The organism is Fibrella forsythiae (assembly GCF_017353175.1).
Classification (GTDB): domain Bacteria; phylum Bacteroidota; class Bacteroidia; order Cytophagales; family Spirosomataceae; genus Fibrella; species Fibrella forsythiae.
In genome coordinates, this window is the sequence record NZ_JAFMYW010000001.1 from 62,756 (window position 1) to 85,050 (window position 22,295).

Annotated in this window: 26 protein-coding genes; 17 read left to right on the forward strand and 9 right to left on the reverse strand. The window is 51.6% G+C overall.

Going from position 1 to position 22,295, the window contains the following annotated elements; translation table 11 throughout:
* The first annotated feature begins 68 nt into the window (after positions 1-68).
* Positions 69-956, forward strand: coding sequence for a glycerophosphodiester phosphodiesterase family protein (locus J2I46_RS00400; RefSeq protein ID WP_207326948.1), 888 nt, complete (start codon positions 69-71; stop codon positions 954-956).
* Positions 957-965: 9 nt separating this feature from the next.
* Positions 966-1,793, forward strand: coding sequence for a hypothetical protein (locus tag J2I46_RS00405; protein WP_207326949.1), 828 nt, complete (start codon positions 966-968; stop codon positions 1,791-1,793).
* Here the strand turns inward: J2I46_RS00405 and J2I46_RS00410 are convergent, their stop codons facing one another.
* Positions 1,794-2,357 (reverse strand): PEGA domain-containing protein, encoded by a 564-nt coding sequence (locus J2I46_RS00410; protein WP_207326950.1) that lies wholly within the window; start codon positions 2,355-2,357, stop codon positions 1,794-1,796.
* A gap of 173 nt (positions 2,358-2,530) precedes the next feature.
* Between J2I46_RS00410 and J2I46_RS00415 the strand changes: the two genes are divergently transcribed.
* Entirely contained in the window at positions 2,531-2,920 is a 390-nt protein-coding gene (locus J2I46_RS00415) for a ribosomal maturation YjgA family protein (protein ID WP_207326951.1), read from the forward strand.
* Positions 2,921-2,984: 64 nt separating this feature from the next.
* Here the strand turns inward: J2I46_RS00415 and J2I46_RS00420 are convergent, their stop codons facing one another.
* Complete coding sequence (locus J2I46_RS00420; protein WP_207326952.1) at positions 2,985-4,574, reverse strand: bifunctional GNAT family N-acetyltransferase/carbon-nitrogen hydrolase family protein; 1,590 nt, start codon at positions 4,572-4,574, stop codon at positions 2,985-2,987.
* Positions 4,575-4,783: 209 nt separating this feature from the next.
* Here J2I46_RS00420 and J2I46_RS00425 point away from each other — a divergent pair, with 209 nt between their 5' ends.
* The 7 genes from J2I46_RS00425 (at position 4,784) to J2I46_RS00455 (ending at position 11,059) form a co-directional block, all read left to right on the forward strand.
* Complete coding sequence (locus J2I46_RS00425; RefSeq protein WP_207326953.1) at positions 4,784-5,224, forward strand: OsmC family peroxiredoxin; 441 nt, start codon at positions 4,784-4,786, stop codon at positions 5,222-5,224.
* 173 nt (positions 5,225-5,397) lie between these two features.
* Entirely contained in the window at positions 5,398-6,258 is an 861-nt protein-coding gene (locus J2I46_RS00430; protein WP_207326954.1) for a sterol desaturase family protein, read from the forward strand.
* Between the two features lie 135 nt (positions 6,259-6,393).
* Complete coding sequence (gene rpsO / locus J2I46_RS00435) at positions 6,394-6,669, forward strand: 30S ribosomal protein S15 (RefSeq protein ID WP_207326955.1); 276 nt, start codon at positions 6,394-6,396, stop codon at positions 6,667-6,669.
* Positions 6,670-6,983: 314 nt separating this feature from the next.
* On the forward strand, positions 6,984-9,119 hold the full coding sequence (pnp, locus tag J2I46_RS00440) for a polyribonucleotide nucleotidyltransferase (protein WP_207326956.1): 2,136 nt from the start codon (positions 6,984-6,986) through the stop codon (positions 9,117-9,119).
* A gap of 72 nt (positions 9,120-9,191) precedes the next feature.
* Positions 9,192-10,055, forward strand: coding sequence for a sigma-70 family RNA polymerase sigma factor (locus J2I46_RS00445; RefSeq protein WP_085413706.1), 864 nt, complete (start codon positions 9,192-9,194; stop codon positions 10,053-10,055).
* A 98-nt stretch (positions 10,056-10,153) separates the two neighbouring features.
* Entirely contained in the window at positions 10,154-10,519 is a 366-nt protein-coding gene (locus tag J2I46_RS00450; protein ID WP_310588968.1) for a VOC family protein, read from the forward strand.
* 90 nt (positions 10,520-10,609) lie between these two features.
* Positions 10,610-11,059 carry a DUF4488 domain-containing protein gene (locus J2I46_RS00455; protein ID WP_229379418.1) on the forward strand — a complete coding sequence of 150 codons (450 nt, stop codon included), beginning with the start codon at positions 10,610-10,612 and terminating at the stop codon, positions 11,057-11,059.
* Between the two features lie 51 nt (positions 11,060-11,110).
* Here J2I46_RS00455 and J2I46_RS00460 read toward each other — a convergent pair whose 3' ends face one another.
* The gene (locus J2I46_RS00460; protein WP_207326957.1) at positions 11,111-11,506 is read right to left on the reverse strand and encodes a hypothetical protein; all 396 of its coding nucleotides are present in this window, start codon (positions 11,504-11,506) and stop codon (positions 11,111-11,113) included.
* Between the two features lie 199 nt (positions 11,507-11,705).
* Between J2I46_RS00460 and J2I46_RS00465 the strand changes: the two genes are divergently transcribed.
* Together J2I46_RS00465 and J2I46_RS00470 are read left to right on the forward strand one after the other, a co-directional pair.
* Positions 11,706-12,077, forward strand: coding sequence for a DUF1304 domain-containing protein (locus tag J2I46_RS00465; RefSeq protein WP_207326958.1), 372 nt, complete (start codon positions 11,706-11,708; stop codon positions 12,075-12,077).
* Positions 12,078-12,204: 127 nt separating this feature from the next.
* A complete protein-coding gene (locus tag J2I46_RS00470; RefSeq protein WP_207326959.1) occupies positions 12,205-12,678 on the forward strand; it encodes a hypothetical protein in 474 nt (157 codons plus the stop codon).
* Positions 12,679-12,683: 5 nt separating this feature from the next.
* On the opposite strand, the gene J2I46_RS00475 is transcribed toward J2I46_RS00470, so the two are convergent.
* The 4 genes from J2I46_RS00475 to J2I46_RS33420 form a co-directional block, all read right to left on the reverse strand.
* Positions 12,684-13,196: an anthrone oxygenase family protein gene (locus tag J2I46_RS00475; RefSeq protein WP_207326960.1), complete on the reverse strand. Its 513-nt coding sequence runs from the start codon at positions 13,194-13,196 to the stop codon at positions 12,684-12,686.
* Positions 13,197-13,334: 138 nt separating this feature from the next.
* On the reverse strand, positions 13,335-14,555 hold the full coding sequence (locus tag J2I46_RS00480; RefSeq protein WP_207326961.1) for a DUF1501 domain-containing protein: 1,221 nt from the start codon (positions 14,553-14,555) through the stop codon (positions 13,335-13,337).
* Between the two features lie 96 nt (positions 14,556-14,651).
* Positions 14,652-16,109, reverse strand: coding sequence for a DUF1800 domain-containing protein (locus J2I46_RS00485; RefSeq protein WP_207326962.1), 1,458 nt, complete (start codon positions 16,107-16,109; stop codon positions 14,652-14,654).
* A 94-nt stretch (positions 16,110-16,203) separates the two neighbouring features.
* Positions 16,204-16,500 (reverse strand): hypothetical protein, encoded by a 297-nt coding sequence (locus J2I46_RS33420; RefSeq protein WP_207326963.1) that lies wholly within the window; start codon positions 16,498-16,500, stop codon positions 16,204-16,206.
* 262 nt (positions 16,501-16,762) lie between these two features.
* Between J2I46_RS33420 and J2I46_RS00495 the strand changes: the two genes are divergently transcribed.
* From J2I46_RS00495 to aac(6'), 5 genes are all read left to right on the forward strand, one after another.
* Complete coding sequence (locus J2I46_RS00495) at positions 16,763-17,350, forward strand: RNA polymerase sigma factor (protein ID WP_207326964.1); 588 nt, start codon at positions 16,763-16,765, stop codon at positions 17,348-17,350.
* A gap of 68 nt (positions 17,351-17,418) precedes the next feature.
* A complete protein-coding gene (locus J2I46_RS00500) occupies positions 17,419-17,736 on the forward strand; it encodes a hypothetical protein (RefSeq protein ID WP_207326965.1) in 318 nt (105 codons plus the stop codon).
* Positions 17,737-17,824: 88 nt separating this feature from the next.
* Positions 17,825-18,238 (forward strand): hypothetical protein, encoded by a 414-nt coding sequence (locus tag J2I46_RS00505; protein WP_207326966.1) that lies wholly within the window; start codon positions 17,825-17,827, stop codon positions 18,236-18,238.
* A gap of 92 nt (positions 18,239-18,330) precedes the next feature.
* Positions 18,331-18,750: a DUF4890 domain-containing protein gene (locus tag J2I46_RS00510; RefSeq protein WP_207326967.1), complete on the forward strand. Its 420-nt coding sequence runs from the start codon at positions 18,331-18,333 to the stop codon at positions 18,748-18,750.
* A gap of 186 nt (positions 18,751-18,936) precedes the next feature.
* Entirely contained in the window at positions 18,937-19,377 is a 441-nt protein-coding gene (aac(6'), locus tag J2I46_RS00515) for an aminoglycoside 6'-N-acetyltransferase (RefSeq protein ID WP_207326968.1), read from the forward strand.
* A 40-nt stretch (positions 19,378-19,417) separates the two neighbouring features.
* On the opposite strand, the gene J2I46_RS00520 is transcribed toward aac(6'), so the two are convergent.
* Both J2I46_RS00520 and J2I46_RS00525 read right to left on the reverse strand, forming a co-directional pair.
* Positions 19,418-20,230, reverse strand: a complete 813-nt coding sequence (locus tag J2I46_RS00520; RefSeq protein ID WP_207326969.1) for an SDR family oxidoreductase — start codon at positions 20,228-20,230, stop codon at positions 19,418-19,420.
* Between the two features lie 118 nt (positions 20,231-20,348).
* Positions 20,349-22,220, reverse strand: a complete 1,872-nt coding sequence (locus J2I46_RS00525) for a TlpA family protein disulfide reductase (protein ID WP_207326970.1) — start codon at positions 22,218-22,220, stop codon at positions 20,349-20,351.
* Positions 22,221-22,295: the final 75 nt, after the last annotated feature.

Below are 22,295 nucleotides of genomic sequence, written 5' to 3' on the forward strand. Positions count from 1 at the left end.
TTGAAACGATTTTTTGGTCATCCCGACGGGAGGAGGGATGACCAAAAAATCATCACAACTACTCCATCATGAATCGCTTCTCAACATCACTACTCTACACCCTCACACTGGCCAGCTTTTTTGCTGGTTGTTCACCGAAAACGTCACCTTCGAAATCGGCAGTTCGGGCTACCGAGCGGTTCAGGTACGTTGCTGGTCGGCATCCATTGATTTCGGTGCATCGGGGAGGGGGTGACCTGCGGGGCTTTCCCGAAAACTGCATCGAATCGTTCGACTACGTCACCGGACAAATCGAGCGACCCGACGCGCCAGCGGTGATCGAGTGCGACATTGACCTGACCAAAGACAGCGTACTGGTGATGATGCACGACGCCACCCTCGACCGCACGACAACCGGAACCGGCAAGCTCATCGAACGTACCTATGCCGAGGTGCAACAGGTGAAGTTGGAAGACAATCAGGGAAACCCAACGGCGTTTCGCGTACCAACGCTCATCGAAACACTGAACTGGGGCCGTAAACGTGGGGCGATGTTCACGCTGGACGTGAAGCGGAATGTGTCCTTCGCAAAAGTGGTCGAACACGTGCGCAAGACGAAAACGGAGAACAACGTCGCCATCATCACCTACAATGCCAAAGATGCGGCGCTGGTGAACAAACTGGCTCCCGAGTTGATGATCTCCGTGACGATTCGCAACGAGGCGGAATACAATCAGCTCCACGAATTGGGTATTCCTGACAACCGGATGTTTGCGTTTGTGGGTGTGAAAACGCCCGACTCAAGCCTGTACACCTTCCTGCACGCCAAAGGCATCGCTACCATTCTGGGTACGTTGGGCAACCTCGACAAACAGGCCGCCGCCAAAGGCGATAACCTCTATACCGAATGGACCGCCGCCGGTGCCGATATGCTCTCGACAGACCGTCCACTGGAAGTAGCCAGAGCTTTGAAGTAGACCGAATCAATGAAGGAGAAACGGAGGGTATTCTACGTCCTGGCCGTCTGCTGGCTGTTTTTCGGCTGTGATCAGCACCCCGATATGGCTATGTTGGATAAGGGTATTCCTCAGATAGAAACGCCGTTTGACCAGATTGCACTGGTACGTAGCACACTCATCGATAAGCAGCTAATGCAAACGACGTTGCTTGACCGAGAGGGTCGAACTCTGGAAGTATATAATTTTGGCAGAACGAACAGTAAGCTGCTGAATCAGTACGATGGTCCCTTCAAAGTACGTTCTGTGACGTATTTTCACAATGACGACAACAGGACAGGTACGAATGATGTCGCTGTACATCACTATAGTTATGACAGACAGGGCCGGTTATATCAGGAGATTGTAGCAGGCACCCAACGGGAGCAAACAATTTTATATTCGTTTGCCGCTGATGGCGACACCATTAAGTCGGTATTACCCGACGTTGATGCAGCTGTACGTACCGATACTGATCAGTGGATAAGGAATGAAAAAGGGCAATTGGTCAGGTATCTGCGGCTCTATGTGTCATCGTCCCAAAACGGAAAGTCAGATACCATTATCCGCTTGTCGAGACGGTACGCCTATTCGCCGGATGGTCGCTTAGCACGTACCTGGTATGATGGTAAGTATCCGGAAACTGTTCGCTATCAGTATGATCGGTTAGGGAGATTGATTAGTGAACAGCACGAACACACGATTAACCAGACAACCAGAAACGAGTTCACGTATAGAAAGGCAGGCACCATTCGGTATACCTACGAAGCGTTTGATCCGAAACGACAACTGCCCCTCTATGTTCCGCCACTCGATTAGCTAATCGTTACCATCCAGGATCTTCTTTTTCTCGGCTTCGTACTCTTTCTCTGTCAGGATCTTTTCGTCATACAACTTCTTGATCTCGCGGAGCCGGTCGGCTTTTGATGTTGAGCTAGTTGCCTGTGTGGCTGGTGTATTCGGAACGCCATAGAGTGGTGCCGCCGTCGACGCAGGTGGCGTTGAAACCGGTTGGTCGATGCCGTTTAGCGGCCGTAATTGATAGGTATGGTCTGGGTCATACTTCATCGTCCAGAGAAACGGAAACAGGAGGAAAACTCCACCGACTATGGCACCGGCATCAGCCCGTTCGTTACGCACAAGTGGAACCTGAAACGGTTCGAAACCCTCTTTTTCAAGCCGGAGATCAGTCGTGCTGCCAACGATCTTGGTGTCGCTGTACTGGTAAGGCGTGGTGCCTTTGTACTGCCCATTGACATACAGTTTGGCCCCGGCAGGTTGGCTGGTAATGACAGTCGAACTGGTACAACTACCGAGCAAGACAATGCCCGCTGTCAGTAGCGACAGACTAATTTTCGGTTTTTCAATGATATGAGTAAACATGTCTACTATGCGTTTTAGGTTTGTCCCGAGCGACGTTACCCGGCGGTATGCCGATTGGATAGGGCTTTGGGAAAAAGGATTAACGCAAGTAAATAAAATCGCTGTTATTGATCTATTAAAAGAATAGAATTACTAGTTTGTTAACGATAGAATAATAGTAAAAGCGATACAGCGTGAAACGAAACAGACTTGTGTATAGTGGCCTGACAGTGGGCGTTTTAGTGCTGGGATTAGCATCAAGGCGATTGGGGACATACCTACCATCCTTCATCAACGCGTACATAGGTGACACGCTCTGGGCACTGATGGTCTTCTTCGGAATCGCGCTTGTGTTCAGTCGCCAACCGACCAGAATAGTGGCGCTGATGGCGCTGCTGTTTTCGTTCAGTATTGAAATCAGCCAACTCTACCACGCACCCTGGATCGACGCGATTCGGGCAACCCGCCTTGGCGCACTGGTTCTTGGCTTCGGCTTTCTATGGACCGATCTGATCTGCTACAGCGTTGGCATCGCCGTTGGCGCGCTAATCGATTATCAATTAGTTAGGTCAGCAAAGCGTTGATTATAATAATGTTGCTCTTGCTTGCGTAATGCTCCTCGCTAGCAAGAGCAACGTTATCAACACCTTATTCAGACACCACAATCACCGGCGCAACCTGCTCCGGGTCGTTGTCGGGAGACGCTTTCTTTGGGCCACGACGCGACGGGCGTTTCATCGAAACTTCGTACAAATCCGTGCGGCGATCTTTCAGGTTCTGCACAGAGCCGTATTCGTGCAACTCTTTCAGCAGCGATACATCGACGTCGGCGAAAAGGACCATTTCGGTGTTGGTGGTTGCTTCAGCCTTGATCGCGTTATTGGGAAACTGGAAATCCGAAGGTGTGAATACCGCCGATTGAGCGTAGTGAATATCTGTGTTGGGTACGTTTGGCAGGTTTCCCACACAGCCCGAAATGGCCACGTAACACTCATTTTCAATAGCCCGTGCCTGGGCACAGTTCCTTACGCGATAGTACCCGTTCTGCGTGTCGGTCAGGAAGGGGACAAAGATGATCTGTGCGCCCTGAGCGGCCAAGGCCCGACCTAATTCAGGGAACTCAACGTCATAGCAGATCATCATCCCGATCTTGCCGCAATCGGTGTCGTAGGTACGTACCTCGTAGCCGCCCACCATGCCATAGAATTTTACTTCGTTGGGCGTAATGTGGATCTTCCGGTACTCCTCAAATGACCCGTCGCGGCGGCAGAGGTACGATACGTTGTAGAGTTTGCCCTCATCCATCAGGGGCATAGAACCCGCAATGATGTTCACGTTGTAGGAGATAGCGAACGAGCACATTTTGTCGCGTACCTCATCCGTATACTTAGACAGTTCGCGGATGGCCTGCGGTTCAGGCATATCCCTGAACTGCGCCATCAGGGGTGTGTTGAAAAACTCGGGTAACACCAGAAAATCAGCCTTGTAATCGGAGACTACATCGGTAAAAAATTCTACCTGATCGAAAAAGGCCTGGATGTCGGGGAAATGCCGCATCTGCCACTGAACAACGCCCAACCGGATAATTGAATCGGTATGCGGCTTGCGGTCTTTTTCGGCAACGTAGTAAATGTTGTTCCACTCCAGCAGCGTCGCGTATTCCTTCGATTCAGTATCGCCGGGCAGATAACCTCGCAGCACTTTCTTAACGTGAAAGTCATTGGCCAGCTGAAACGTCAGCGTGGGGTCGTAAATGTCTTTCTGTTTTACCCGCGTAATAAATTCGCGGGGCGACAGTTCATCGGCGTATTTCCGGTAGTTGGGAATCCGGCCACCGGCCAGAATACCTTTGAGGTTCAGTTGCTCGCACAACTCTTTCCGCGCGTCGTAAAGGCGGCGGCCCAGCCGCAGATCACGGTAGTCGGGGTGAACGAATACTTCAATGCCATACAGCCAGTCGCCTTTGCTGGTGTGCGTGTCGAAGGTGTATTCTCCGGTGATTTCCTCGAACGTATGGCTATCGCCAAAGTCGGCATATTTCACCCGAATAGCCAGCGCGCAGGCCACTACTTTATCGTCGACTTCCACACAGAACTGACCGTCCGGAAAAATATTGACCAGTTTATCGATCAGGTTTTTCTCCCAATAGTCACCGCCAATACCGCTGTACGACTCGATCATCGCCTCTTTGAGGTCGGCATAATCACTCTTTTTGAGATTCCTGCTTACAATACGCATGGGAAAAGTGGGGACATGTATAACGTTCTACAGGGAATCAACAGCGGGGAAGGTACCCTTGGTTTCGGACCCACCCAAAAGTGGCTCACTAATTACTACCGTTGATGAACGATCAATAAAGTCGATCAGATGGTGAAACAATCTGGGCTGTGATGCTGGTTTTACTAGCAATCGTTAGGATGTCTAACGCTAAACATTGAACCACAATCATGGCACAAGCAAAACGCAGAGCATCGGCCACCTGGTCGGGAAGCCTGCAGGAAGGCACCGGCTCACTATCAGCCACCGGAGGCGTATTGAATAATACTCCTTTTTCATTCAAAACACGTTTCCAAAGCGAAGATGGCAGTGCGGGCACGAATCCCGAAGAACTGCTGGCAGCTGCTCACGCAGGTTGCTTCACGATGGCTACCGGTGCCACGATGGGTCAGCAGGGTTTTACGCCTACCAACCTGGAAACAAAGGCCGTGTTGACAATGGACATGGATACGCTGACCATCACTGCCGTTGACCTGGTATTGACAGGCACCGTACCCGGCCTTGATCAGGCCAAATTTGAAGAGATCGCCAATGATGCGAAGAAAAACTGTATCATCTCGCGTGCTCTTTCACCCGACATTAAACTAACGTTGACGGCCACACTGGTCTAGTCTTCGTCAAATCTCTGTCCTCCCGAAGAAGGAGGAAACCTGGCATTGGTAACAAAACCGCCGGAATTCCTCCCTCTTGGGGAAGACAACAGCACCTACCCGCTCAACAGCTTGTTGTAGCGGGTATTTTTTTGCTGGAACGTACCTAGATTTGTATCATTCATTGATAAACTATGAACGATCTGGTTAATTATTCCATTCCGGCCTTCGTGATACTGATCGCTGCCGAAGTGGCCATTACCGCCTGGCAACAGCGCGACCATTATGAGACGAAAGACAGCGCCAGCAGTATCACAATGGGCATTGGCAGCGTGATCGTTGGGTTCGTTGGAAAAGCGTTGGCCCTGGGAGCCTACTCACTCGTCTACCAGTTTCGGTTATTCACTATCGATATGTCGCAGGTGTGGCCCTGGGTCGCGCTGTTTTTCGCCGAGGATTTCAGCTATTACTGGTTCCACCGGATCAGCCACGGCAGTCGATGGTTCTGGGCGTCGCATGTCGTGCACCACTCCTCACAGAAGTATAACCTGAGCACGGCCGTTCGCCAGACCTGGACCGGAACCATCACCGGCTCGTTCATTTTCTGGCTCTGGTTGCCACTGATTGGCTTTTCGCCCCTTTCCATCATGACCATGCAGTCAATCAGCCTGTTATATCAATTCTGGATTCATACAGAACTGATCAGACGCCTCCCCAGGCCAATAGAGTGGCTGTTCAATACGCCGTCGCACCACCGGGTTCACCATGGGTCTGATCTGGCGTATCTGGACAAGAACCATGCGGGCGTACTCATCATCTGGGATCGGCTGTTTGGTACGTTTGAACCCGAACAGCATCGACCGACGTATGGCCTCACCAAAAATGTGGGCTCTTACAACCCCATCCGAATTGCCTTCCACGAGTGGGGCGACATTGCCAACGATGTACGCCATGCCAGTTCGTTCCGCCATGCCCTCGGTTATCTCTTCGGCCCCCCCGGTTGGAGCCATGATGGGTCGAGGAAAACAACAAAGGAGTTAAGAGTGAAGAAGTAAGCGTGAAGAGTTGTTAACTGACACCCGTATATTCTCGCGTCAGCCAACTCTTCACGCTTAATTCTTCACTCTTAACTCCTTTTTTCCTACCTTTGCGGCTGTAAAATCAATTTGTAAACAAAAAGCTGTCTGACGATGTATTTGCCATCTGAAAAAAAACAGGAAATTTTCGCTACGCAGGGTGCCCAAAAAACTCCGGGGGACACTGGGTCAGCAGAATCTCAGATTGCGTTGTTTACGTACCGGATCTCTCATTTGACTGAGCACCTTAAGGCGCACAAGCATGATTATAGCACCCGTCAGGGGTTGCTGAAACTGGTAGGTAAGCGTCGCGCCATGTTGGATTATCTCCAACGTAAAGATATCAACCGCTATCGGGCCGTATTAGCCGCCCTTGGCATCCGTAAATAAGCGGACTGGTTGTCAACAAACAGGGAACTCGCTCGCGAGTTCCCTGTTTTTCTTATGTACCCATTCATTAAATTCTTCGTCTAAGTTGTAGTACGGTAGGTAGCGCCGGTATGCGCACCGCTGGCTGCTCGAAGTCGTGATCAAGAAGTACCCAGTAACGGTTACCGCAGGCAGTGAATCTGCTTCGTGAAGGTAATAGACCTTCCAGTTAATAAACCGGGTTGGCTGATGTGTTTCTTTTTTGTGGTGAAAGCGGTAGGAGTGAGTCCAAGTGATGTTTTAAAGCTGTTGTAGCGAGAATCCAAATCTGTTGTATGTTTCAAGTCACCACGCAAACGGTTGCGCTTCCCGATGGCCGGGAAATTACCATTGAAACCGGCAAACTAGCCCGTCAGGCCGACGGAGCTGTGGTTGTTCGGTTAGGCGACACCATGTTGTTAGCCACCGTCGTCGCGAGTAAAGATGCCCGCGAAGGCATCGATTTCCTGCCCCTATCCGTTGATTATCAGGAGAAATTCGCATCGGCGGGTCGTATTCCCGGTAGTTTCCAGCGCCGCGAAGGCCGGTTGTCGGATTACGAAATCCTGATCTCTCGTTTAGTAGACCGCGCCCTGCGCCCTACGTTCCCTGAAGATTTCCACGGCGACACGCAGGTAATGATCACCATGATCTCTGCCGATCCCGAAGTGCTTCCCGATCAACTGGCTGCGCTGGCTGCTTCAGCGGCCCTTGCCGTATCGGACATTCCGTTCAACGGGCCGATCTCGGAAGTTCGCGTTGCCAAAATCGACGGACAATATAAAATTAATCCGCTCGCTTCAGAACTGGAGCGCGCCACCCTCGACCTGATCGTAGCGGCCAACGCCAACGATATTAACATGGTTGAAGGTGAAATGAAAGAATGCCAGGAAGCCGAAGTAGTTGAGGCCCTGAAAATTGCCCACGATGCCATCAAGGCGCAGTGTGCTGCTCAGAAAGAACTCGAAGCGAAAGTTGGCAAAACCGAGAAACGTACCTACAACCACGAATCGCACGACGAAGAACTTCGCAAAGCGGTTCATGCGGCTACGTACGATAAAGTCTACGAAGTAGCCCTGAAAGGCCAGGCGAGCAAAAAAGCGCGTTCTGAAGGATTCAAGGCTGTTCGTGAAGAGTACCTTGCTTCACTGCCAGAAGGTACGGAAGTAAACACCTCCCTGGTGAAGACCTACTTCGGCGATGTCGTGTGGGAAGCCTCACGGAACCTGGTACTCAACGAACGCTATCGCCTCGATAGCCGTAAGCTCGACGAGATTCGGCCAATCCAGTGCGAAGTCGATTACCTGCCCCGTGCCCACGGTTCAGCTGTATTCACCCGTGGCGAAACGCAGTCGATGACGACCGTGACGCTGGGTACGAAACTCGACGAGCAGATTGTTGACCAGGCGCTGTCGCAGGGATACAACAAATTCCTGTTGCACTATAACTTCCCTGGTTTCTCAACTGGTGAAGTAAAACCAAACCGGGGTGCTAGCCGTCGTGAAATTGGTCATGGTAATCTGGCTCACCGCGCGCTGAAAGGCATGCTGCCCGAAGGTGCCGACAACCCATACACCATCCGGATCGTGTCTGACATCCTGGAGTCGAACGGTTCGTCATCAATGGCCACAGTTTGCGCAGGTACGTTGGCCCTGATGGATGCCGGTATCAAAATCAAAGCGCCCGTAGCCGGTATCGCCATGGGTCTGATTTCCGACGAAGCCACTGGTAAGTACGCCGTATTGTCTGACATCCTGGGCGACGAAGATCACCTGGGTGATATGGACTTTAAAGTAACAGGTACCGAAAAAGGCATCACCGCGGTTCAGATGGACATGAAGGTGAACGGCCTGTCGTACGAAATTCTGACCGAAGCCCTGAATCAGGCACGTGCCGGTCGGTTACACATCCTTGGTGAAATGAAGAAAGGTCTGGAGGCTGTGAAGCCTGACCTGAAGCCATTTGCACCACGGGCCTACGTGATCAAGATTGCGCAGGACCAGATTGGTTCAGTAATCGGGCCCGGCGGTAAAGTTGTTCAGGAAATTCAGCGCGAATCGGGGGCTACGGTCAACATCGAAGAACGTGAAGGGTCGGGCTTTGTCAGCATCTATGCCACCAACAAAGAGAGCATGGATAAAGCAGTTAGCCGCGTAAAAGGCATCACGGCAACGGCCGAAGTAGGTGAAATTTATGACGGTAAGGTGAAGACGATCCAGCCGTTCGGGGCCTTCGTTGAGTTCCTGCCGGGTAAAGATGGCCTGCTCCATATCTCTGAAGTGAAGTGGGAGCGCCTCGAAACAATGGACGGCGTTTTCCAGGTTGGTGAAGTAGTTCGGGTAAAATTGGTTGAGATCGACAAGAAGACGGGGAAATACCGTTTATCTCGTAAGGCACTCCTGCCACGCCCGGAGAACAATACCAAAGCATAGATTGTTGACCAGATAAGCATACGTGCCGTTATACAGGCGTATCTGCCTGTATAACACCATCCTCAGCAGAAAATGAGACAGCTAAAAATTTCAAAACAGATTACCAACCGTGAAAGTCAGTCGCTGGACAAGTACCTCCAGGAGATTGGTAAGGTTGACCTGCTGACGCCCGACGAAGAAGTGACCCTTGCCCAGAAAATCCGGGAAGGAGACCAACTCTCGCTGGAGCGATTAACGAAGGCCAACCTGCGTTTCGTGGTGTCGGTTGCCAAACAATACCAAAACCAGGGTCTGTCATTGGGCGACTTGATCAACGAGGGGAACCTTGGTCTGATCAAAGCCGCGCAACGGTTCGATGAGACGCGTGGTTTTAAATTTATCTCCTACGCCGTATGGTGGATTCGTCAATCGATTTTGCAGGCCCTTGCCGAACAGTCTCGTATTGTTCGTCTTCCCCTGAACCGGGTGGGTTCGTTGAACAAAATCTCGAAGACCTTCTCTGACCTGGAGCAGAAATTCGAGCGTGAGCCGTCGCCGGAAGAACTGGCCGCCGTGCTGGAGATTTCACCAGCCGAGGTGGTTGACACACTCAAGATTTCAGGACGCCACGTATCCATGGATGCGCCGTTCGTACAAGGTGAAGAAAACAGCCTGCTCGACGTACTGGAAAATGACGGTGAAGATAAGCCTGACTCAGGCCTGATCAACGATTCGCTCCGCAAGGAAGTGCAACGCGCCCTCTCAACGCTGACCCAGCGCGAAGCCGACGTGATTACGCTGTATTTCGGTCTGAATGGTGAGCATGCCATGACGCTGGAAGAGATTGGCGAGAAGTTCAATCTCACCCGCGAACGGGTACGTCAGATCAAGGAGAAAGCTATTCGTCGTCTGCGTCATACGTCACGCTCGAAAGCGCTGAAAACGTACCTGGGATAACGTACCTACATTAACAGTTTACAGAAAAGCTCGCCTCGGCGGGCTTTTTTTGTGAGTGGGTTGCCGCGTGTTAGTTATAAAAGCAGATTAGTGCCTTTATGTTGAAGACAATGATACAATTCAAGCGCTTAGATCATATACTGGTTTCAATACCGGAACAGGCAACAGCAGCAGCTCGCCAGTTTTATTCGGAAATCCTGGGGCTGAGAGAAATTCCGGGTAATCATCCGGGTGGAGCTATCTGGTTCGAAATCGCAGACATTCAACTGCATTTACGCGAAGAAACAGGTGGGAACTGGTCGCTCCGGCATCCTGCTTTTGAGGTTGATAACCTTGACGAAGCTCGTCAGGAATTGGCCCGCAAGGGTGTCGAAATCAGCTATTCATCGGTAATTGAAGGGCGCGATCGTTTTTTTATTCGAGATCCCTTTGGCAATCGAATCGAGTTTATCCAGTACGAATAGCATTGATGGCAGGCTGGCACAATCCGTTTTGTTCGCAAATTCGCAATGGGTCGGTCGTAGATTTGATTGCTCACCCTCAAAAAGTTTACGATGAAAATTAGTGCAGGATTAGGGCTGCTTGTGGCGTTACTGGCGGCAGGTTGCGAAAAGAAATCAACGGCGCCATCGCTGGTTGGCACCTGGGAGCTGGTGGCGGCGTCGAGCACCGAGCAAGGAAAAACGGTCTCAACGTTTGATCCGAAGCGGAAGATGATTAAGATCATCAACGACACACATTTCGCTTTTCTGAATCACGACATAAGCGCTGCGAAGGACTCAACGGCAGCGCCATTTAGCGCCGGAGGCGGTCGGTATACCCTGATCGGCGACACATACACCGAGCATCTGGACTACTTCACCGATAAACAGTGGGAGGGAAACAAATTCGAATTTACAGTCAAACTCGTGCAGGACTCACTGATTCAGCGGGGCGTTGAAAAAGTGGAGAAACTGAATGTAGACCACATTATTGTTGAAACCTATAAGCGCGTGCAGGACTAACGGGCTGACGCTGCTGCACGCGCGTATGTTCTGTTAGTTGTTCAGATTCTGCTAGAGCAGGGTAACAGAGCGAGTTTGTTCAACGGGTTTTACCACGTCTATTTTCAGGTCGCGGGTAATCATTTCAAGACCGTTAGAGACTTTCAGCGTGTATTCTTTAGCGCTCAATCGGCTTAGATCCAGATTGAGCCGGGCAAATTCTTCGTCTGCGTAGATCGTGTGATTGAAAAATACACGTCCTGTGCGGTCCATCAACTGGATGTAGACAAGTCCACCCAATTGCTTGTCGACGTTTACGCGTAGCTTTCCGCTTCCGGTGATAAGGGCACCCACCTCAAAATGGACAAGCTTTGTTGGGTGGTCACGTTTGCTTTGCCGGATAGGACCAGCTGCTGACAATGTGCTGACAGCAGCTGCCAGTAATAGAGAAAAGAGAATAGATTTCATTAGTGTATGCAGTTTGAGTAAGGAATAGCCTGTTTTACACCGTGTAGTCAGGTACGACAAAGACGCCGCAGTGGTAAATGAGTTGCGTGAATTGTATGAACGGTTGAAAAAATCGGTAAACGGGCGGTGCCCATTGCCGATAACGTACCTGAACTGGTCTGAAAAAAAAAGTAATTTCACTTACTAACCCACTTATCACATGACCCTCCTTACACAACTCCTGGTCGGCTTTGTAGCCCTGGAACATCTATATATTCTATGGTTCGAAATGTTTGCCTGGGAGACCCGGGGAAAGGCAATTTTCAAGGGAGCGATGCCGGCCGAACTGTTTACGCCAACTAAGGGGCTGGCGGCTAATCAGGGATTATATAATGGGTTTTTGGCTGCTGGATTGATCTGGTCGTTTCTTATTACAGACCCGGCCTGGAAGGTGAATGTGGCCATCTTTTTTCTAAGCTGCGTCATTATTGCCGGCATGTATGGCGCCATTTCGGCTAGCCGGAAAATATTCGTGGTGCAGGCGTTGCCAGCCATAGCTGCCCTCTTGGCGGTGCTATTCGTTGGGTGGTAACGTACCTGAAGTTCGGCTGTGGCGGCAGCAGCGATACCAATTGAGGATGTTGTGCCATAGAGTAGGTTGTCTGAACAGCTTGCCCATCCACCCGGTAGTGGATAGACAAACCGACGCACGATCAGCCATGTCAACTAAACAACCAGTTTCTGACGACGCCAACGAGCCCGACGATTCACTTATCGTTGAGGCCAATACAACACTCGATATTTTTATTGGTCCCAACCGGTCAATCACTGAATTGTCTGATACATTCGATACGCTCGACGGGGTTACGGCCGAAACAATCGATATCACCAACGAAAAAGACGGCACGCATGTTGAAGTGATCTCGTTGGAAGAACAATCTGCCGATGATCCGGCGATCGACGTTGTTGATAACTTCGTTACGGTTGAAGGCATTGGGCCTGACGTGGCAGCTTTACTGATTGCCGGCGGAATAAAGACCTTCAAGCAGCTGGGGAATACCCCCGTCGATACGATCCGATCTATTCTGGCTGCTGCCGGCCCCCGATTCCGCATTCACGATGCCACCGAATGGCCTGAACGGGCGAAGCGGCTACAGGCTGGAAATAACCAGCGGCGTACGGCAATTGAGTGATCATACTAATTGACGTCGACCGATTCGCTGTTGCTCAGTAGGCTGCAGATCACGAACAGAAGCGAAGCAACAGCGGCAACGGTACGGATCGTGTGGAGGGTATTCCATGGCGTTTCAAAGGAATTCCGGCTCTCGGCGATCTGCTGTGCCGTTGCTGAATCGACGGAAAAAGCATCCAGCGCTTCATTCAGGGGTACGTTGCCACCAACCGTTATGCCAATCACACCCACCAGGTACGTTGCTGCAGCGGCTGTTAGAAGCCAGAATCGTGGCGTTAGCGGAGGCTGATAGTGCATATACGCCGCAACAGGTAAGAGCAGCGCAGTACCCAGAAAGGTAGAAAAAAACAGCGGATTCTGGATTTTCCGATTGATAGATTGCATGGCCAGTACGTAGGCTGTATCTGGTAAGCGGTTCAAACCTGGATTCACGGAGCAGGCGTAGGCAAAAAGAAGCCCGGCTACCAGTGCACAGGTCAGGGCCGCGCAGGCCAGTACAATCGTTTGAAAGCTGGGCATCGTAACAGTTGCTATGGCGTTATTTCGCTTTACCGTTCAGGTAAAGCAAATATATTCGCTTAGGAATCAGAATAAATGGGTGATCAAAGAAACCCGCGTGGGCACTACATTACGTATCGATTGCCCACGTAACACCAGTCAAACAAAACCAAGTGTGTCGAATTTTTGACCGAGGATAGCGGTGTCGTCAGCATTTAGCCAATTGCGCAGGAGGGTGGCGTAGATATTCCGGAAATCGACGGTGTACTTTAGGTCACCTTCGTCGAGGCTGGCCAGATTTGGGGCTTCATTAAATACTTTCCCCGGCGTTATTCCGCCTCCAACGAGAAATACGTTGTTGGCCGTGCCATGATCCGTTCCGTTGCTGGCATTCTGTTTCACCCGTCGGCCGAACTCTGAAAAAGTCATCAGTAACACATCGTTCTGGCGGTTGCTTGCCTTCAAGTCGCCCATGAACGCTTTTACAGCATCGGCGTATTGGCGCAAAAGCCGTTCCTGCTGATTGGGCTGATTGATGTGCGTGTCGAATCCGGAAATAGAGATGTAATATACGCTCGTGCTCACACCCGACTGGATTAGTTCCGACACTGTTTTCAAGCGGCTACCTAACTCCGTGGCGGGGTACGTTCCTTTTGTGGTATTGACGGGTCTGGTTGACTGGGCTGATTTGTCGTAGACGTAGGAGGCAGATGATACGGTTTCGGCCAGCGTTTTGTACAGGTAGGAGACATTGTCGTGTTCGTCGGCGTGGCCTGCTTTTGCCAGACCTTCTACCATGCTTCCCCGGGTCTGGTTATACAGCTTTTGCGGATTGAGCATGGCCAGACCATTCACGTGCGAGCCTTTGAGTGCGAGGCTAAGTGTATCGTCGACCTCGATGACACGGTGAGGCTGGCAAGCATCTGCACCCGAACAACTGGCATCCAGATACCGCCCAAGCCAGCCAGTAGCCACATATTTGTCGGAATCACTGGCGGTTTGCCAGATGTCCTTCGATCGAAAATGGGACCGATCTGGATTTGGATAGCCAACGTTGTTGATGACCGTTACCAGTCCATCATCGTATAATGATTTCAGCGATTCAAGCGCCGGGTTGAAGCCTACTTCGTCGTTGAGCGTCAGAACCTTGTCGCGCGGGATCGCTAGCGTTGGTCGCTCCCGGTAATAAATATCGTTCCGGTAGGGGACAACCGTATTTAACCCATCATTGCCGCCTGATAGCTGCACAATAACGAGTGTTTTACCCGTTGCCGGGGCCATGCCCATCTGGTTGAGTTCGTAGGCCTTCAGGAAGTGCGGAATCAGCATGGTCCCCGCGGTGGTAAGGGCTGATCTCTTTAAAAAGTCTCTGCGTTGCATGGAATAGGAAGAGTAAGCGAGTGAAGATGCGAACGAGTGAATAAGTGGCTGTTGAAGATCACTCCTTCGCTCGTTCACCCATTCACCCTTTGTTAACTAACACAGTTGGTATTCGGGGAGGGCCATGATGGTGGCCGTCAGTATTTTTAGCTGGTCGCTTCGGTTGCTGTCTGGCTTGAGTCGTTTCATAACCGTGGCGCGTTGTGCAGTACCGAGGGGTTGTTGCAGCAGGTAAGCTGCCAGTTCGTCGGGTAATTTCTCGGTGCTGACACTGGCGAATGCGGCCTCAAATGCGTTCCAGTCGGCCGAAGCCTGCATGGAGCCCTTGCCCCGTTTCGACAGTAATTCGGTATTTACATCACCATCCTCTTTGGGTTTGATGTTCACCTGACCAGCCTGTAGCAGCAAATCGGGCAATTTCATGCGAAACAGCAGGCTTGAACTGTCGATCCAGTTTCGGCCACCCGGCCAGCCAGCCACATTGGGCGGATAGAGCAGTACCTGACCAAGCGTTCGCTGGATGAAGATCAATGATTGCTTTTGCTCAAACTGCAGGCCGAGCGATTGCTCAATACCAGCCACCAGCTCAACAGGCGATTTTATCCGGGTGCCTACAACAGCGGGCTCATAGAACCAGTCGGCGGTCAGGATAGTCTCCAGCAGATCGGCAATGTTATAGCCTTTGCTATAGAACCGGTCGGCGAGGGTATTGATCCGGTTTCTGGCCGTTGAATCAGTGGCCTGATCATCCACCAGAAATCGGTAAATCTTTGACGTAACAAACCGGGCCGTCTGCTTTCGCTCCAGCAATAATCGGATCACGTCATCGCCAACGAACGTACCTGACTGACCAAAAATCGTTTTTAGGCCATCATCGTGCTGGTTTTTTCGGAACGTGAATTCACCATCAATAGTAAATCCCCAGCCAGTGAAGGCTCTGGCGGCGTCTTTCACATCCGCCTCCGTGTAATTGGCCGTTGAGCCATCGGTGCGCCCGAGCGTAAATAATTCCATCACCTCACGGGCGAAATTCTCGTTCGGTGCATTTTTGCGGTTCTGCTGATTATTTAAAAACTGAAGCATGGCGGGCTCCTTGGAAACCGCCATCAGCAGTTCGCCGAACGTACCCAGTGCATGCTGCCGGATCGTATTCAGGTAGTGCTGAACAGCAACCGGATTCAGCACCCGACAGGCAAAATGTCCGTGCCAGAACAGTGCCATTTTCTCCCGCAATACATCCTGATTTGTGCCCATGCGTTGCACCCAAAGCACATTCAGATCCCGGATGTGTTCCGTGTTCTCTTTGAGGCGCTGTTTCAGCATGTTCCGATCGATCATCCCGGTTCTGGCCATACCCCGCAACTCTTTACGATCAACCACTTGTGCGGGTTCTACCACTGTAAGCGGAGCGAAGGGAATCTCGCTGTTGAGCAGGTCACGCACCACTTTTCTGATCGGGCGATGACTCTCACGTTGGGCCAGAGCGGGTGTTGCGCCAAAACCGGCTCGCCAATAAAGGTGCTGTATTTGCTGTTGTTTGCTGATCGGACGCATGCTGATAGCGATAGACTGATTGACTGAGAATCTAGATTTTCCGGAAGCATTTCCACGCAACGGTAGTCAATGCCCCCGGAAAAGAATATACTGGTTACCGTAAACGGTAGACTCGCCGAGGGGCTACATATACTCGACGGGGAGCTGTGTAGATAACCCGGCGGGGGGCTACATAAACCGGACGAGGAGCAACGTATACTGGCCTGGGCGCCACATAGACTGGTCTGGGAGCAACGTACACCGGGCGTGGCGCCACATAGACTGGCCTCGGTGCCACATACACAACCGGCCGTGGCCGTTCTCTGAAACGAAGGCGTTGTGCGTCAGCGGATTGATTGACAAATAAACAAAAACCTAGGAAAAGGAACAGGGCATTTTTTGCAGTTTTCATGAGCTTTTGAGCGTTAACGTTGTGAGTTGGAATCTGCTGCCAATAGCGAGTTCGTTCTACTGGGTTGCTGTATTAAGACAGAGCTGGCCAGACGAAGTTTAACCGACACTTACCACTAAAATGCCAACGCGTCGAGAAACTTGCGGGCTGTCTGAAAAATTTCTGTCAGCAGCAGCAAAGCCATTTCTGAAAATAATTGGCGCTATACCGCAAGTTTTTATCCCAACCTGCATTTATTCATTTGTAGCCAGTCAATACCCGTTTGGACGTACCTGAACTCATTTCCGGATTACAGCGGGGCGACCCCGGTGCCTTTCGGCAGTTGGTCGAGACGTATCAGCAGCGTGTGTATAATACGGTGCTGACGATTGTCAGGCAGCCCGAAGATGCGGAGGATGTGGCGCAGGAGGTATTTATACAGGTGGTTGAGTCAATACAATCGTTTGGGGGAGATGGTAAACTGACCGCCTGGATATACCGGATTGCCACCACGAAAGCGCTGGAAGCATACCGGAAAAAGCACGCCCGTAAACGGTTCGCTTTCGTCATGTCTCTGTTCTCAACGGATGACCAGGCGGGGCTGAACGACAGGTTGCATCCAGTCGATTTTGTTCATCCGGGCGTGAAGCTGGAGCAGCAGGAACGATCGAAAGTGCTGTTTGCGGCCATTGCCCGGTTACCCGATCAGCAGAAGATAGCGTTCACACTGCATCAACTTGAGGGGCTTAGTTATCAGGAGATTACGGAGGTGATGCAGGTATCGTTGTCATCGGTTGAATCACTGATGCACCGGGCAAAGGTCAACCTGCGAAAATGGTTACGCGCCTACTACGATGCAGACAAAGCCTAACGATTGTGGAGTAAGATTTCGGATATAAATGTCTGGTAGCCAGCCGTTTCTGGCGACGATAGCACACAATGAGAACGAATCAGTCTAGTCAAGAAGAAGTCGAAAAGACACTTCAATCAATAACGGGGATTGAGCGGGCCAGCCCGAACCCATTTTTTCTGACTCGGGTAGAAGCCAGACTGGCGGCCAGGCGAAGCGCTCCCGGAGTGACCACACCCTGGGCGTTTCGGCCCGTGTGGGTGGCTGCCTCGCTGGGGCTGGCCTTAATGCTGAACGTGTCGGCGGTGATGTATGCCCGGGAGGCGTTGACGCAGGATGACCAGGAGCAGGAAACGGTGAGTCTTTCGGCCGAATGGGGATTTGATGCTACCGTCATGGATTGGTAAGTAGATGGAAACAAATCGAAAATTTTACTGGCTTTGGGCGGCAATTGGGCTGTTACTCTGCTTAAACCTCCTAACTGTTGGTTGGGTAATGCGGCGAACCAACACCCTACGCGCCAACCGGCAATTATCGGAAGGGCTGCTGGTTCGGCGGCTGGGGTTCTCTCCCGAGCAGATGAAACAATACCGACAGAGCCGACTACACTTTCGCCAACAGGTGAAACCCCACGAAGACAGCCTGCGCACCCTGAGAACGGGCATGCTCGACCGGGTGAAAGACTCGCTGGTGACCGACGACGAACTGACCCGAATGGCTGATGCGATGTATAACCAGAACAGACAGATCACGCGAATTCGGTTTCGACACTGGCAGCAGGTACGTTCTCTTTGTTTACCCGACCAGCAGGCTACCTTCGATCAGCTGATCCGCCAAATTGGCCAGGGTATGAACAATCCGGGCCTTCGTGGGAGAGTGCAACAGCGAATGAGCGAAAAAGAGCGGTGAACAGCGCAAGTTTTTGCCGGCATTCGCATTGATAAGGCTATCGGGCGCTTGTTGGCGCGCCGTTTTGTACACCAACTACAACTAATACCACAATGAAAACCAATCTTTTGCTGGCGGCACTTGTCAGCGCGTTTGTATCGGTTCAGGCAGTTGCCCAAACAACAACCGAAGATCCCAATCGAGCTGAACGTCGGGGACGAATGGCTGCCAGTACGCCTGAACAACGGGCTGAACGTCAGACCGCCCAAATGAAGAAGCAATTGACGCTCACGGCCGAGCAGGAAACGGCTGTTGCAGCCATCAACCTGAAATACGCCCAGCAGGCTCAGAAATTGATGACCAATGGTGACCGTGACCGGGAAACCCTTAAACAGGCTCGCGATGTGATGCAGGGTAAAGACGGTGAGCTGAAAGCGGTGTTAAGCAAAGAGCAGTATCAGCAGTACGAAACCATGCGCGATGAACAGCGCAACCGGATGCGGGAAGGCCGTGGCCCACGAAACAATCGCTAGCGTGTTTTGCGACCAATAAAAAAAGGGTATCCAAACCAGCTGGATACCCTTTTTTATGCCCCTGAATGCCTGTATCCTGAATTTTTGGCTGCTGTTTGTGAGCTATAAATACAGGCAATGCTGGCAACAGTACCTTTGCCGTTCTTATAACGAATAGGCAGCCAGTATACAGTAACGAGTAAACAGATGATCATCAAAGAAGTGACCCCTTCTGATTTTCAGGAATGGTTTGATTTAGCACGTGAGTTATGGCCAGATTACGAAACGGATGAGATGACAGACGCGCTGACGGGCATTCAGCAATCACCCATCGAATCTGCTTTTCTGTTGCGGAATGACCAGAAGCTGGCTATTGGTTTTATCAACCTGTCGCTTCGCTACGACTACGTACCTGGCGCCACCAAACGACCTGTGGCTTACGTTGAAGGCGTGTTTGTACGGGCCGATTTTCGTCAGCAAGGGTACGGCAGACAGCTGATCCTGCATGCCGAAGAATGGGCCAGGTATCAAGGCTGCTCCGAACTTGCCTCCGACGTGCTACTGGATAATGTGGCTAGCCAGGCATTTCACCGGCATGTCGGTTTTGACGAAGCCGAGCGCGTTGTCAGCTTCATCAAATCGGTGTAGTAATCCAGTGAGCGTTAGACTCATTGACTACAAACGTTGCCTAAGCGCGTTTCAAGGGCGAATCTTTCTCCTTAGCCAGCGTATTGTAGGTTAGTTTGTCAACAAGACCTGGTAGTAGTTTATTGAGGAAAACGGTCAGTTTTCCCTGGCCTGTCAGGATCAACTCCCGCTTGCGTTGTTGTACAGCCTTGAGAATATGTTCGGCGCATTCATCTGAGCTCATCATCGAACCCTCTTCCCGCATGGTATCCCCCGTTGAATTGCCCTGACTATCGAGTGCCGAGAACCGGATATTCGACGCGGTAAAACCCGGGCAGGCCGTCAGTACATGAACACCCGAATAGCGAAGCTCAATGCGAATAGCTTCCAGGAAACCATTCATGGCGAACTTCGAGGCTGAATAGCCCGACCGAACCGGTAAGCCTTTGTAGCCGGCAATCGACGAGATACCCACTACCGACCCTTTCGTTTTCATGATGTGTGGCAGCGCATACCGTGTGGCGTAGACCGTTCCCATGAAGTTGATATCCATCACTTTACGAATAACCTCCGGGTCAGCGTCAACAAACATCGAGCGCATGCTAATACCCGCGTTATTGATGAGAATGTCGATGCGGCCAAAGCGAGCGACGGTTTCATCCATTAGCCGCTTCATGTCTGCTTCAACGCTCACGTCGGCCACAACAGGCAGGTTCGTGATGCCAGCGGCCGTGAGAGCGTCGGCTGTGCTCGTCAGAGTGTCTGCCTTACGGCCACAAAAAACAATAGCGGCGCCGGTCCGCCCGAAAGCAAAAGCAAGAGATTGCCCAATGCCCGAGGAGGCGCCGGTAATCACAACAACAGATTGGTTCATGGAGCAAAAGTAAAGGAGTTTTCTGTTTACAGTCTACTGTTCACTGTTGCTTCGCCTGCTATCATTACATCATATAAGCAGCGCAACAGTAAACGGCAGACTGTAAACAGAAAACTCCTTATTGTTTCAGCGCTTCAATCACCAGCGTTATTTCTTCGGCGGTGGCATCGGCGTTGCCGGAATAGCCAAGACTGCGGTAACGTACCCGGCCGTTGGGGCCAATGATCACTTTGGTCGGAATCCCCTGTACACCGTATGATTCAGATACTTTCTTGGTGACATCGAGTGGCACCACGCCCGTGTAGGGCTGTTTCTCGATAAAGGAACGTACCCGGCTAACAGGGCCACCCTCGCGGGTATTCACGAACAGAAACTGAACGTTGGGATCGTTTTTGAAATGGTCGCGGGCTTTGCGCATAGCCGGAAAGGAAGCAATACAAGGGCCACACCAGGTGGCCCAGAAATCGAGCACAACCACTTTGCCCCGAAGTGAAGCAAGTGACACTGTGTTGCCATCCAGCGTTGTCAGAGTAAAGTTCGGTGCAGGCTCGTTCACAAACGATTCAGCCAGTTCGGCCCGGCGGTCGGCTCGGTAATTAACTTCCAGACCGGCCAGATACGTATCGGCTTTGGCGGCACTGCCCAATTGCTTGATCTGCCAGTTCCGCAGGGTGGAGCGAAGTTGAGGTGTTACACGGCCAACCCGAACGACAGCTTCAACGTAAGGAAGAACAGAATCAGCCCGATTGGCGCGAATGCCACAGGCCAGGATGCGTTCGTTGATACGTGGTTCGGTCGTTTCTGCTGCCAGCCCATCCTGTGCCTGCCGGTAAGTGGCGAGGGCAGCACCCAGCCGGTTCTGCCGGTCAAACGCATAGGCCAACGTAGACTGATAGGCCTTCAGTGTAGCCACGCGGTCAACCGGATCGTTTTTGGGTTGGGTACGTTGTTGCAGTGCGGCAATAGCCCGACTGGCCAGCCAGTCTGTTTGTGGAATGCCATGCCCTTCGTCTGTCATTTGTTGGGCAAAGCTGTGCAGCAACGCTGGGTCAGTGTCTTTAAGGCTCTGCTGCGCCAGAAAGGCGTTCAATTCCCGAAACTGACCGGCTTTGAAATATGCTTCGGCCAGCGAGCTCACCAGCATAGAGCGATACGCTGATGCAGGGAACGTCTGCGTGAACGAGGTGTAATCGGTTAATTTTTTAGCCAGGTTCGTTTCAGCCCGAACGGCACCAGCCTGTGCTCTCTGAGCGGCATCGCCGGTAGGGTCAACGGTCTTGATGCGGTCACGTACAGCCAGCGCCAACTTGGGTTCGTTCAACTGCTCGTACAGGCGGGCGGCGTTGTTTAGATCGTCGGGGGTAGGGGCGGGCTTACGGCTTTTCAGGTACGTATCGATATTGGCCAGGGCCGTTTTCTTCGCGTTGGGTTTTTGCTGCTTAATCTGGGCATCAATCAGATCGGCCCAATACTGTGGACGGTTGGCAGGAAACTGTTGGATCTCCTGCTCATACTGCTGAACGGCCCAGTTCCAGTCGGGCTTCACGTCCAACGCGTATGGAAACGCCGTTCTGATCAACACGGAGGCCTGTCCGCCGAGGGCGTGCGGCTGCAGCGAACCGGTCGAATCGTACACCAGAACCGGGTAAAAATGATTGGTGTTATGATCGATCAGTTTCGGATTTGCTTTACTCTGAAAGGCAAAGAGCAAGCCCGAAACTGTGTTTTTGGGTAGCTTTAATTCGCCCACTACGTCATTTCCCTGCCTAATTGCCGTGGCCGTAGTAGGCTGGCTCAGTCGCATCGTTGCGGGCCCCGCGTATCGAACGTACCTGCCTTCTATCACCGTCTGGTTGACCAGTGAGGCAGCAGGCGTATAGGTGAACGAAACAACGTCACCCGGCTTTGGGTGCCTGGGAACGTACCTGAATTGTTGAGCCGAGAGGGCCGACGAAATAAAAAGAAGAAAGACGTGTAAGGAATAACGCATCCTGAAAGATACTGGACAGTGAGTAAACTAAATGACGAATGGCGCTGCTAATCTACCCATTCGGTAGGCCAGCAA